This window comes from Priestia sp. FW507-14D1A, assembly GCF_058781295.1.
In genome coordinates, this window is sequence record NZ_JBYSWQ010000002.1 from 452,228 (window position 1) to 465,153 (window position 12,926).

14 protein-coding genes are annotated in these 12,926 nt (G+C 39.2%); 6 read left to right on the plus strand and 8 right to left on the minus strand.

Translation table 11 applies throughout. The features are described from left to right. Positions 1–504: 504 nt before the first annotated feature. On the plus strand, positions 505–822 hold the full coding sequence (locus tag AC3WJG_RS10765) for an iron-sulfur cluster biosynthesis family protein (RefSeq protein WP_057241684.1): 318 nt from the start codon (positions 505–507) through the stop codon (positions 820–822). Between the two features lie 58 nt (positions 823–880). Here AC3WJG_RS10765 and AC3WJG_RS10770 read toward each other — a convergent pair whose 3' ends face one another. Together AC3WJG_RS10770 and AC3WJG_RS10775 are read right to left on the minus strand one after the other, a co-directional pair. Then, entirely contained in the window at positions 881–1,198 is a 318-nt protein-coding gene (locus AC3WJG_RS10770) for a hypothetical protein (protein ID WP_328249293.1), read from the minus strand. A 15-nt stretch (positions 1,199–1,213) separates the two neighbouring features. Continuing rightward, on the minus strand, positions 1,214–1,684 hold the full coding sequence (locus AC3WJG_RS10775) for a MarR family winged helix-turn-helix transcriptional regulator (protein ID WP_029325046.1): 471 nt from the start codon (positions 1,682–1,684) through the stop codon (positions 1,214–1,216). A gap of 160 nt (positions 1,685–1,844) precedes the next feature. On the opposite strand from AC3WJG_RS10775, the gene AC3WJG_RS10780 reads away from it, so the two are divergent. Next, positions 1,845–3,515 (plus strand): alpha-keto acid decarboxylase family protein, encoded by a 1,671-nt coding sequence (locus tag AC3WJG_RS10780; protein WP_328249291.1) that lies wholly within the window; start codon positions 1,845–1,847, stop codon positions 3,513–3,515. Between the two features lie 52 nt (positions 3,516–3,567). On the opposite strand, the gene AC3WJG_RS10785 is transcribed toward AC3WJG_RS10780, so the two are convergent. Continuing rightward, complete coding sequence (locus tag AC3WJG_RS10785; protein ID WP_013055884.1) at positions 3,568–4,287, minus strand: DUF554 domain-containing protein; 720 nt, start codon at positions 4,285–4,287, stop codon at positions 3,568–3,570. Between the two features lie 191 nt (positions 4,288–4,478). Then, positions 4,479–6,356, minus strand: a complete 1,878-nt coding sequence (gene nagE / locus AC3WJG_RS10790; protein ID WP_337133472.1) for an N-acetylglucosamine-specific PTS transporter subunit IIBC — start codon at positions 6,354–6,356, stop codon at positions 4,479–4,481. Between the two features lie 327 nt (positions 6,357–6,683). Here nagE and nagA point away from each other — a divergent pair, with 327 nt between their 5' ends. From nagA to AC3WJG_RS10810, 4 genes are read left to right on the plus strand one after another with little or no spacing between them, the layout of a single operon-like run. After that, positions 6,684–7,868 (plus strand): N-acetylglucosamine-6-phosphate deacetylase, encoded by a 1,185-nt coding sequence (gene nagA / locus AC3WJG_RS10795; protein ID WP_337133473.1) that lies wholly within the window; start codon positions 6,684–6,686, stop codon positions 7,866–7,868. A gap of 2 nt (positions 7,869–7,870) precedes the next feature. Continuing rightward, on the plus strand, positions 7,871–8,608 hold the full coding sequence (gene nagB, locus AC3WJG_RS10800) for a glucosamine-6-phosphate deaminase (protein ID WP_114324297.1): 738 nt from the start codon (positions 7,871–7,873) through the stop codon (positions 8,606–8,608). Between the two features lie 57 nt (positions 8,609–8,665). Beyond that, a complete protein-coding gene (locus tag AC3WJG_RS10805; protein WP_028407832.1) occupies positions 8,666–9,391 on the plus strand; it encodes a GntR family transcriptional regulator in 726 nt (241 codons plus the stop codon). Between the two features lie 15 nt (positions 9,392–9,406). Next, positions 9,407–10,132, plus strand: coding sequence for an SIS domain-containing protein (locus AC3WJG_RS10810; RefSeq protein WP_337133475.1), 726 nt, complete (start codon positions 9,407–9,409; stop codon positions 10,130–10,132). Positions 10,133–10,348: 216 nt separating this feature from the next. On the opposite strand, the gene AC3WJG_RS10815 is transcribed toward AC3WJG_RS10810, so the two are convergent. The 4 genes from AC3WJG_RS10815 to AC3WJG_RS10830 form a co-directional block, all read right to left on the minus strand. Next, positions 10,349–10,834 carry a hypothetical protein gene (locus AC3WJG_RS10815; protein ID WP_328249283.1) on the minus strand — a complete coding sequence of 162 codons (486 nt, stop codon included), beginning with the start codon at positions 10,832–10,834 and terminating at the stop codon, positions 10,349–10,351. Positions 10,835–11,309: 475 nt separating this feature from the next. Further along, positions 11,310–11,768: a GNAT family N-acetyltransferase gene (locus tag AC3WJG_RS10820; protein WP_337050976.1), complete on the minus strand. Its 459-nt coding sequence runs from the start codon at positions 11,766–11,768 to the stop codon at positions 11,310–11,312. A 1-nt stretch (position 11,769) separates the two neighbouring features. Beyond that, on the minus strand, positions 11,770–12,048 hold the full coding sequence (locus AC3WJG_RS10825) for a YesK family protein (RefSeq protein WP_337133477.1): 279 nt from the start codon (positions 12,046–12,048) through the stop codon (positions 11,770–11,772). A 140-nt stretch (positions 12,049–12,188) separates the two neighbouring features. Next, positions 12,189–12,698 carry an SUKH-4 family immunity protein gene (locus AC3WJG_RS10830; protein WP_225049769.1) on the minus strand — a complete coding sequence of 170 codons (510 nt, stop codon included), beginning with the start codon at positions 12,696–12,698 and terminating at the stop codon, positions 12,189–12,191. Positions 12,699–12,926: the final 228 nt, after the last annotated feature.

The following is a 12,926-nucleotide window of genomic DNA, read 5'->3' on the forward strand; positions in this document are numbered from 1 at the left end:
AACCTCCTATGTATTTTGTTAGTCACTTTGTACATGATAAGGAATGGTTTCCATAAATTCTACTACTTCGACAAAATAAGACAATAATTAGTCCGATAAACCGATGTCTTTCGGTGCAATATCGTGTGCAAAGTACTCTACTTAAGTACCCAATATATTGAAAATAAAACCAATTATTCAAAACTATCTCAATAACTATTAAAATAGGTAAATGACTTAACTTCTTATTTTATTACAATATATTCCTATTTTTAAGCATTTACACCTAAGAATTACGAATCGGCGTTTTTCTATAGTCGATTCTTTTTCCTTTAATCACATACAGGTGATATCTATGTACGCCTTTATGAAAAGATGATAAAAAAGCAGCGTTTTGTTCCATTTCGAAAGGGAAATAATATATAAGAAAGCTTTTTTCTTGCCGGTGATGTAAAAATCGAGTAAAGTATTCCTAAATACATTTTACACAATTTAATTTGAGGATAGAAAAAGGAGGATATCATTATGAATATACGCGTCACTCCTTCTGCAAAAGAAGCGTTGCGGAACGTAGAACAAAATCAAATGATTCAGCTTTCTTTTGATCGAGGAAGCTGCGATATTGTTAATACGATTTATGAAATGAAGATCATCTCAAAGCGCAGCCTTCAACCCTATGAAAAAGTTGTAACGGTTGAAGACTTAGAATTTATTGTTGATGACGACATGGAAGAAGTGTACGACAATGAGCTGGTAATTGATCACGCAGCAGGTGCTTTTGTCTTCAAAAATCACAACCAAATTTTTAATAACCGCGTAGGATTGCGCTATATCAATTCATAGAAAAAAGCAGGGAACTAACTCCCTGCTTTTTTTCTTGCATATGTTAGGAAACTCGCTTCTATCGATTGACTTTTAAGCGCTCTTGGATAAATAACAACACGTTCACAAGGCTGTTTTCTTCATATACATTAACCTGCTGACGCTTAAATTCTCCTTGTTCATGGTAGTAAATAATATCTCCTGTCCCTTTGTCTTCATTCATATGTAAATGAAAACTAAGCGGCGTCGCCAAAATAGATCCATCTTCATCTCGCTGAAGAATTTGACAAAGCGTTTGATTCCCTTGTTTTTCAGATAAAAAATCATAGCCAAATTGATGTGCTAACTTCTCCACTTGTGCAGCAATAAGAGCTGTAATCTGTTGATTGTCTTTCATATCTCTAGTTTCTCCTTACTTATTTTCTTTTTTTATATTCCATGCTTCATAGCCGGAACGAGTTTTTGATAGTTTTTCCATAATATCGAACCACGCTTGTTCATGACCTTCACCAGCTTCAGAAAAAATAGCCGATAACTGCTCACGCTGTCGATTACTTAATTCTTTTTCTAATTCCCGTCCTTCATCCGTCAAAAACAGCTGCTTTACTCGACGATCATGCGCTGCTTCTTCACTAATCATTAATTCTTTTTCAACCAATTTTTTCATTGGACCGTGCAGCGCTTGTTTTGTGACTTCTAGCAATGCCAACAGCTCGTTCACACTAAGTCCTGGAAACCTCGCAATGAAAAATAAAATACGATGATGAACGCGCTGAATTCCATACTTTTGAATAATCTGATCCGGCTCCTCCGTAAACGTTTTATAGGCAAAATAAAATAAAGCCAGCACATCATTCATTTGCTGCTTCTTATTTTCGTCCATTTATGTCACCTGCTTTCTCTACGCTCTGAGTATCTTCTTATCAGTATACTATATTCTGAACTTATAGCACTAAAGGTCAATATACTTGACTAAAAACACTTATTCTTCTACACTGTATTTAAGTCAACTATATTGACATATTATTTTGAGGTGATGAAGTATGAGTAGCAACTATACGATCGGACATTATTTATTAGATCGTTTAGCCGAATTAGGTGTTCACCATATGTTTGGTGTACCTGGCGATTATAATTTATCTTTTTTAGATGAAGTCATTGATCATAAAGAAATAGAATGGGTCGGAAATTGTAATGAGTTAAATGCAGCTTATGCTGCTGACGGCTATGCAAGAGTTAATGGAATGGCCGCGCTCATTACAACATTTGGTGTCGGTGAATTAAGTGCTGTTAACGGTATTGCAGGATCTTACGCTGAACGTGTACCCGTCGTTAAAATTACGGGAACTCCTACAACAAATGTAATGGATAATGGTTTGTACGTTCACCATACGCTTGGAAACGGAAAGTTCGATCATTTTTCAACTATGTATAAAGAAGTAACTGTAGCTCAAACGTTCCTTACACAGGAAAATGCAGCTCAAGAAATTGACCGCGTACTTCTTACATGCTGGACTGACAAAAGGCCTGTTCACATTAATTTGCCAACCGACGTATATGATAAGCCTATTAGCAAACCCTCCAACTCATTATTAGACAGTGCCATTTTAAGTAACGAAGAAACATTGAAACAAATGATAGTAGACGTTCCCGAAAGAATCAATTCAGCCAAAAGACCCGTTATACTGGCAGACTTTGAAGTAACTCGATACGGAGCACAGAAAGCTTTGCTGCAATTCGCTGAGAAAACCGGTTTTCCTGTTGCAACATTAAGTATGGGAAAGAGTGCTTTTAATGAAGCACACCCTCAGTTTATCGGTGTTTACAACGGAGATTTAAGTTCTTCTTATGTGCAAAAACGTATAGATCAATCAGATTGCATCATCAGCGTTGGAGTAAAATTAACGGATTCAATAACAGGCGGATTTTCTCACCAATTTTCAAAGGACAATGTTATTCATATTCACCCATTTTCCGTTCAGTTCAACAGCACAAAATATGCACCTGCTACAATGATTGATTCTTTACACGCATTAAGCAGTGCAATTACAAAAAGAAAAGCGGAAGATTTGGATATTCTTTCTCTCACTTCACAGATGGCTGCTAAATCATATACTGCAGCTGAAACCGAGATAACGCAAGAAAGGTTCTTTGAACGAATTGCTGCTTTCCTTCATGAAAATGATGTACTGTTGGCGGAACAAGGAACATCTTTTTTCGGAGCAGCAACCATGCCGCTGCCAAAAGACACAACATTTATCGGCCAGCCGCTTTGGGGATCTATCGGCTACACACTCCCTGCTCTTTTAGGATCACAGCTTGCCGACAAAAACCGACGCAACGTATTGCTTATCGGCGACGGTTCATTTCAATTGACAGCACAAGAGCTGTCAACTATGCTGCGTCAACATATTAAACCGGTAATTTTTCTAATTAATAATGACGGCTATACGGTAGAACGTGCGATTCACGGCGAAAATCAAGTATATAATGACATTCAAATGTGGAATTATCAAGAGCTTCCCGGTGTGTTAGGCCCTAAAGACCGGAGTATAACTTTTAAAGTTCGTACAGAAATAGAGCTGGAGGAAGCTTTAATATTGGCCGAACAGAATTACCAACATCTCGTATTTATTGAGGTTATGATGCACCGAGACGATAAACCTGCTCTGCTTGCCGAACTTTCAAAACGATTTGCAAATCAAAACGTATAAGCTAATAACTGTAACACAAAAAGCTTGTGAGTCATGCTCACAAGCTTTTTCCTCATAAAAAATATGTATGCTGCACAACTACAATCACAACCGCAATTAAAATCGAAGGCAATAAATTAGCAACTTTGATTTTTATAATTTCTAATAAATTAATCCCTATTGCTAAAATTAGCACGCCGCCTACTCCTGTTACTTCGGCAATGATACTATTCATTAAATCTTGCGGCACGACCGCATTAATTTGCGTAGCAAATAACGAAATGATGCCTTCGTACAGAAACACGGGCACCGCTGAGAAAATAACGCCTATTCCAAGCGTAGTGGTTAATAATAATGAGATAAATCCATCCATCACCGCTTTCGTAAACAATACGCTGTGATCGCCTCGTATTCCGCTGTCTAATGCTCCTACAATCGCCATCGCTCCAATAACAAAAATTAAAGTTCCTGTCACAAAGCCCTGTGAAATACTGAATGCTTGCTTTTCGTTTTGCTGCGATTGAAATTTTCGTTCAATCATATTACCTAAAAGGTTTAGCTTTTCATCTAAATCGATGAACTCACCAATAACCGCTCCAATGGCTAAGCTCAAAATTACAATTAAAAACTGATGGCTTTTAAAGCCCATTTGCAGACCGAGCGTGATAACCGATAAACCCATCACCTGCATCACCGTCACGCTTACCTTTTCAGGAATGCGGTGAGCAAGCTTGCCCATTAATGTTCCTACAACAATCGCTAATCCATTCACTAATGCTCCTATAATAAACATGTTGTCACCTTTACTGCAAATAATACCGCTTCTTTTTTCATTTGCTCTACTCCTCTCTGCTCCGCACTAGCTGTATCAAACACACTAAATTTTAACACAAAATTCTCGCAATTATGAAGAAAAGAAAAAAGATCCGAATGATGAATCATTCGGATCTTTAACTAAAACACGTTTGTTCCAGCCTCTTTTGATTAAAATGTAATAACGTCTTTTGTGCCTTGCTTTTGGTAGCCTGTTTTTAACAGCTTCACTTCTTTATCTGCTGGCAAATTGGTAAATAAAACTGGTGTCACAATCGACGGTGCATGCTTTTTAACATACTCTAAATCCACTTGTAAAAGAGGCGTTCCTTGTTGAACACTGTCCCCTTCTTGAACAAGCGCTTCGAATCCTTCTCCTTTTAAATTCACCGTATCTAATCCAACGTGAATCAGGATTTCAATTCCTTCTGCTGTTTTTAAGCCAATCGCATGTTTTGTTGGGAATACGGTCATGACTTCACCGTTAATCGGTGATACGAGCGTTCCTTCAATCGGTTCAATCGCAAAGCCGTCGCCCATCATTTTTTGTGAAAACACTTGATCTTCTACTTCACTAAGCGGCTTTACAACGCCTTCAAACGGTAACACAAACTCTGTGTGTGCGTCTGCTTGGACAGCCTGTTGTTCAACAGGTGCAGCGGTTGACGCTGTTCCGTATTTAACTAATTGATTCATTGCGTCTGCAACAAACTCTACTTCTGTTCCGACAATGACTTGAACATTTGTTTTGCTGAGCTTCATGATTCCTCTCGCTCCGTGACGCTTTAAGGCAGCTTCGTTAATGTTGCCGGCATCAGCTACTTGTAAACGAAGGCGAGTCGCACAGTTATCAATTACGGTTAAGTTTTCTTTTCCGCCTAAATCTTCAATAAAATAAGACGCCATATCCACATATTTATCGCCTGTTGCCACAACCGTTTCGTTTGATGTGTCTACTTCTTCATCATCTTCACGTCCCGGTGTTTTTAAATTTAATGCTTTGATCAGCGTGTAGAAAATGACAAAGTAAATGACTGCATACACAATTCCAATTCCTGCTAACAGCAGCGGTTTTTGTGAAATTCCGTAGTTTAAGAAGAAATCAATGGCCCCTGCTGAAAATCCAAATCCAGCGTGAATACCAAGTGCAACGGCTAAAGCCATCGAAATTCCTGTTAAAACGGCATGAATAACGTATAATAGCGGTGCTACGAACATAAATAGAAATTCAATTGGTTCCGTAATTCCCGTTAAAAAAGAAGTAACAGCAAGTCCGATTAACATACCGCTGACTTGTTTGCGTTTTTCTTTTTTAGCTGCTGCAACCATTGCAAGCGCAGCTGCCGGTAAACCAAACATCATAACCGGGAAGAATCCAGACATAAATGTTCCTGCCGTTGGATCGCCTTTAAAGAAGCGGTTCAAATCTCCCGTTACGCCGTGATAGTCTCCAAATACAAACCATACTAAGCTGTTTAACACGTGATGCAGTCCAATTGGAATCAGTAGACGGTTTAAAAATCCGTATATACCTGCACCAAGCGCTCCTGCTCCTGTAATCCACGTTCCTAAGTTGTTAATTTGATCTTGAATCGGCGGCCAGATAACCCCAAAGATTCCTGCAAGCGCAAGCATAACGACTGACGTAATAATCGGTACAAACCGCTTTCCTGCAAAGAAGCCGAGCCACTCTGGCAGCTTAATGGCTGAGAAACGATTGTATAGTAAACCAGCCGTCACCCCCGAGACAATCCCGCCGAGTACACCCATGTTAATATCTTTATCAATAGCTACAGTCCCTTTTGTTAACACAAAATAACCGACCACTCCGGCAAGTGCTGCTGCACCGCTTCCATCTTTTGAAAGCCCTACAGCAATTCCGAGTGCAAACAGTAGTGCTAAATTCGCAAAAATCGCATCTCCGGCTTGAGCCATAAACGGAATATCCAATAAGTCCTTTTGACCCAAACGGAGAAGCAATGCCGCAGCAGGTAATACTGCGATGGGCAGCATAAGCGATTTACCAATACGTTGTAAAAAATTCAGCATGTTTCTATCCCCTTTGTATAACGTATTTAACCCGATGTTACGAGCAAGGATTTTCGTAACAATATTTATCGGATGACAAGTTACCGCATTCATCCCGGCCTATGATTACATCATCAGCTGACATAACGGCGGTTTTACTGCATGGACTCATACTAGCACATAAAATATATAGTTGTCTATACCAATTTTCTTTTTAAAAACCTTTCTATATCAATGTTAAAAGCCCTTACAAAACTTTCTAGTTCACAAAAAAGAATCAACTGGTATAGACAACTATTCCAAAAAGCGTTACACTTAAATCAATACAACGAGCAAAGGAGTGTATGTATGGATACACATTCATCCATCATTATTTATAATGTAACCGTTTATAGTGAAAATCAGACATTAAAAAACGGGTATATTAAACTAACGAACAAAAAAATCACTGAAATCGGAGAGATACATCAATACGTACGTGAGCCAAAAGACCATGTAATTGAACTTTCTCCTTCCTATAAAGTTATTCCGGGTGCCATTGATGTGCATATTCATGGCGTTAACAATGCCGATGCGATGGACGGTACAGCAGAAGCATTAAAAACAATGGCGCGCACGCTCCCAAAAGAAGGTACAACAAGCTTTTTAGCAACCACTATGACGCAGTCGAATGAAGCGGTTGAAAAAGCGCTTCGCAACGCGGGCGCTTATATCGAAGAACAAACAGATGCGGATGCTGAAGTAGTTGGTATTCACTTAGAAGGTCCGTTTATTTCACCGAAACGTGCGGGTGCACAGCCGCCTACTCACATTCAAGATCCGAATGTGACACTGTTTCAAGAGTGGCAAAAAGCAGCCGGAGGACATATTAAACTTGTTACATTAGCTCCGGAGCAGCCAAACGGCTTAGCGCTTACTTCTTATTTAAAAGAAACACACGTCGTCGCTTCTATTGGCCATTCTGACAGCACATACGATCAAGTTGGTGAAGCCATCGAAGCAGGAGCGTCTCATATTACGCACTTATATAACGGCATGCGCGGTCTTCACCATAGAGAGCCGGGCGTATTAGGGGCCGCGTATTTGAGAGATGAATTATTTGTAGAGCTGATTACAGACGGCATCCACTGCCGACCTGAAATGGTCAAGCTTGCGTACGATCAAATTACAAGTGAACGCATGATTCTTATCACGGATTCTCTTCGTGCCAAATGGCTAAAAAACGGTACGTATGATTTAGGAGGACAGCCTGTTCACGTAAATGACACAACCGCTACACTTGCAGATGGAACATTAGCAGGAAGCATCTTAAAGATGAACGATGCGATTAAAAACACGATGAGCTTTACGAACTGTTCATTAGAAGACATCGTAAAAATGACTGCTGAAAACCCAGCAAAACAGCTTAATCTGTTCGATACAAAAGGAAGCATCAAAATTGGAAAAGATGCGGATATCGTAGTATTAAATGAAAACTTAGATGTTGAAATGACATTTTGCCGAGGCACATTGAGCTTTAAAAAGGAGGACTAACAATGAATATCATCCAAGTGAAAAATTACAGTGAAATGAGTGCAAAAGCAGCTGATATGCTGATTAGCAAACTTCATGAAAAACCAAATATGAATCTGGGACTTGCAACGGGAGGCACGCCGAAAGGATTATATGATCGTTTAATTCAAGATCATAAGGAGCACGGCACGTCTTACAAACACGTGACTTCCTTTAACTTAGATGAATATGTCGGAATGAAGCCGCAAGACCCAAACAGCTATCACTACTATATGGCAGATGCGTTATTTAATCATATTGATATTGACGTAAGCAACACGCACGTTCCTAACGGCCTAGCTGATACGCCTGAAGAAGAATGCCGCCGCTACGATGAAATGATTCAAAATCACGAAGGCATTGACCTTCAGATTCTTGGAATCGGCCAAAACGGACATATTGGCTTTAACGAACCTGGTACGTCATTCAACTCTCCTACTCATATTGTGACGTTAGAAGAGTCAACGCGAAAAGCGAATGCGCGCTACTTTAATTCTCTTGACGAAGTGCCTACTCAGGCTATTACAATGGGAATTGAATCGATTATGAAAAGTAAAGAAATTTTACTTCTTATCTCCGGGGAAGCCAAAGCAGAAGCGATGTATCAGCTGCTTAACGGAGAAATCACAGAAGACTTCCCTGCTTCTATTTTAAAGAAGCATCACTGTGTTACAATTATTGCGGACCAAGAAGCTTTAGCTAAAGTATCGACTACGGTTTAATTTATAGCCTCCTCGTCTTTTTTAGATGAGGAGGTTTACATAAAGGAGAGAACTTAAGTGATTGATAAAAGCTCACCTCTTCCGATTTATTATCAAATTGAAGAACAGTTGAAAAAACAAATTGAAAACGGAGAGTTAAAACCAAATGATTCGCTTCCTTCTGAACGAGAGTTTGCAGAACGATTTGAAATCAGCAGAATGACCGTTCGCCAAGCGATTAACAATTTAGTAAACGACGGTTATTTATACCGTCAAAAAGGCCGCGGCACCTTCGTATCTGAAAAAAAACTGGAGCAGCAGCTCGTTGGATTAACGAGTTTTACAGAAGATATGAAAGCGCGTGGAATGGTACCAAGCAGCAAGCTGCTGAGCTTTGAAATTATTGCGGCTTCAGAAAAAATTGCCGATCAGCTGCACATTTCTCTTCATGCACCTGTTTATGAAATCAAGCGTATTCGTTTAGCTGACGACGTGCCAATGGCGCTTGAAAGCGTGTATGTATCCGCTAACTTAGTCAAAGGCTTAACAGAATCCATTGTTAACGACTCTCTCTATCGCTATATTGAAGAAGAGCTCGGGCTGAAAATTGGTGAAGCCAATCAAACGTTAGAATCCATTTTAGCTTCTGAAACCGAAGTGAAGCATCTTGGAATCAGCTCATATTCACCCGTTTTATTGATTCAAAGAAATACGTATTTGCAAGACGGAACGCCGCTTGAAGTGGTGAAGTCTTCGTACCGAGCAGACCGCTATAAGTTTACGATTAACATGACACGATCTTAACTAAGGAGTTTTTTTATGTCTAGTTTATATCTACAGGAACTAACAAAACTGCTTGCTAAAGTGGAGGCGCATGAACAGCAGGCAATGGAATCCGCAGCCGAGAAAATCTCACAGCAACTAGCTTCTCATCACCTCATTCATTTATTTGGGTGCGGTCATTCTCATATTTTAACGGAAGAAGTGTTTTACCGTTCCGGAGGGCTTGCACCGATTCATCCTATTTTTGTAGAAGAACTGATGCTTCATAAAGGAGCTTCGCGCTCTTCACAGCTAGAGCGTAGAAATGACTATGCAAATACCTTTATGGAAAAAGAAGATATCGTACCAGGCGATATCATGATTGTGATTTCTACGTCGGGCGTAAACCCCGTTCCAATTGATGTAGCTTTAATTGCCAAAGAAAAAGGCGCCTTTGTTATCGGGCTTACCTCTCTTTCTTATGCCACAAGCCGGGCTTCGCGACATAAAAGCGGAACATACCTTCATGATGTCGTGGATCTTGTTATTAATAATCACATTCCAAAAGGAGACGTTCTTCTTCATCAGCAAGACATTTCTTTCGCTTCTGGTTCTACTGTAATTGGAGGCGCTATATTAAACGATGTTTTATCTAAAGCCATCCAAAAATTGCTCAGCCTCGGCATCACACCTCCTGTCTTTTTAAGCGGAAACATAGAAGGTTCAGATGAACATAACCAGCGGTTGATTGATGCTTACAAAGGAAGAATTAATGCTCTATAACAGCCCCTGCGGCTGTTTTTTTGCACAAAAAAAAGATGCTTGAAAGCATCTCATCAAAGTCGGACTGTACGATTTGGACTAGATCTCCTCTTTATCAGTAGAAGTCTTGTTCACAGCACCATAACCTACTTATCCGACATAATTACTATGTTTAACATAAGTATACTCTTTTATACCTTAGGTGTCAAATAAGTTATAAGAAATTTCGTAGTGCATTCATTTGAAGGTTTTTTTACGGTAATGTTCTAGCTGGCTTTTAGCTTCTTTCATAATTGTTGTATGTATGATTTCATCCGTAATGTTAAAATAATTGTCTCCGTACTGATAGTCATCTATCATATCACTAATTTCAAGCCAACCTACTAACTTCGTCGGACAGTCGAGTTCAATGAACATGTTGTATAAGTGATTGGCTTCTGTTAGCGCCCTCTCTTCATGCTGCACAATCGTTTGAAGCCGCGTATAAATCAGGTAATCTGTACATTCCTGTTCACTCGGTTTCAATAAGGAAAGCTCTTTTAAAGTACGCTGAAAATAATCTTCTATTTCAAAGAGATTATAAGGTGGTTGGAGAGAAGCTAAAATAGAAAGAGATAAAGAATCCTGTTCATGCTCCAGCATAGAAAGTGCCCATGGTAAATAATGTTTTTCCTCTGTGACACTCTTTTGATAAATATAATAAAAGAGCTCGCGTGTATCCATAGAACTCCTCCTTTCTTTTTCGTGCCGATACAATTTCGAATAGTTTACCATACCTATAAATTTTACATGTAAATCCCTGCCGAAGCTTTATATAAGTTTTATTGTGCATCTCACAAAAAAGAACCTGCATCAAAACTGATGCAGGTTCTTCCCTTCATATCATGCTAATTATTTCATGTTCATTTGCCCTTGTGAGGCCCTTTCGCTACGTATATCGGTTCAGAACGAGAGTGCCAATTGTCAGATCAGAATATCTGTTTTTCATGTGAGGTAATACGTTTGCTGAAGTTGCTGTTAAGTATTCCAAAACGAAACCAGTCCCTTCATGAAGCTAAGTATTTACCTTTCACAGTAGCCTTAGAAAAATTTCTATCGGCTCTGTACTATTTGTATACCACGTTTCAATTGAACTAAACTAAAAAATTCATTTTAATCAAAAAATTCTTATCACAGGGATACAACCATTAACAGCAAATTACAAATGGAGCTTTAATCCTTCATGAGAAGCAGTAAATCCGAGCTTTTGATAAAAACGCAATGCCTCTGACCGTTCTTTATCGGTTGTTAATTGTATCAACTGACAATTACGTTTTTTCGCTCGTTCAATCGCCCATGTAATCAGCTGATATCCAACCCCTTTACCGCGCTGTGACGAAGCGGTTCGAACTCCTTCAATCGTTGCTCTCCACCCGCCTTGTCGTGCAATGTGGGGCGTGAAGGTTATTTGTTGAACACCTATTACTTCACTATCTTTACATGCGACAATCAGTTCATTATTTGGATCCGCATCAATTGCCTGAAATGCTTGAACATAACAGGCGGGAAGCGGTGATTCGTAGCGCTCTCGTTTGCTTCCAAGCATATCATCAGCAAGCATTTCAACAATTTGATCTAAATCTTCCCGCACCGCTTCTCTAAAGGTTATTTCTCCCATTTCATACAGCACCTTTCCCGTGTCTATTTATGATATTAAAAAGAACGCTGACGAACAAGCTCAGAACCGATGCCAAGAACAAAGCAGCCGCTAAAGCACCAAGACCCATTCCTTCAAAGCCGCCAACTCCAAATATGCTATATAGAAATAGAAATATGCTTATTAGCATGCTGCTAAGTGAAATTCCGTACTGCATGGGTGAGTTCTTTCTATAGAAGAAATACGACGCACCAAAAATCAGAACAAAGAAAGCACCCATTAATCCAAATAAAGAAATCATTTGCACCCTCCTCCTTCTCCATAAAAGGAATTTATATCCATTATATACTATCATTTTTATTTATTCTATCTATATTAATAGCCCTGCAGCCACAACTAAATAGACATGACCAAAACGGCCATGTCTATTTTTCTACTATATTAAAAAGAAAGTTCTTTGAACCAAAAAGAATAAGGGGCTAAGCAAGCTTCATCAATTTCATTCATACGTTTTTTACATCGCTGCAGCACCTCAGCAGGAATGTGTCTCTCTAAGTATGCAGATTCTCCGTTAGCTTGAATCGTTTCTTCTACTAGCTCTTCAAATACATCTAAGCATGCTAAAAACTGCGGAAAAGTTGTATTCACGAAACGCTCGCAGTCATCGTTGGACGTATCGAGCAGCACAACCGAACCGTTTTTTTGATGAAGACAAATTGGATCTCCAGCGCCTGTTGTTCCTAAAAACCAATAGTGCTGGTAGCGAGATGATAACTCAAATGTTTCGCATAATGTTGTTAGCTTTCCTTTGGATGAAACGAACTCTAGAAATGGTGAAGCTTCTTTGGGCAATCCTTTTTCTGTTAGCAACTTCTTTGTCTCTTCATCAATATCAAGGGGTGCAAGCTGTTCGGCATCAAACTTCATTCGTTTTTCCTGTCGTTGCATCACATTTGACAACTTCTTTCACTCCTTTTCACCATTTGCTCTTTCTTTGCTTTTGTTTATTATAAAAGAAATCCAGCTCGTATTATATGCTACAAATGAACTTAATTAGACTGAAAATTTTTCCAATCTTTATTTATATAGCCCGATTTCCTCTTTATAAACACAGGTAAAAAGAAACCGATCAGATTTTCTCCAGTGAATTCTGCTTTGAAAAATAATTCTCATTCCCTT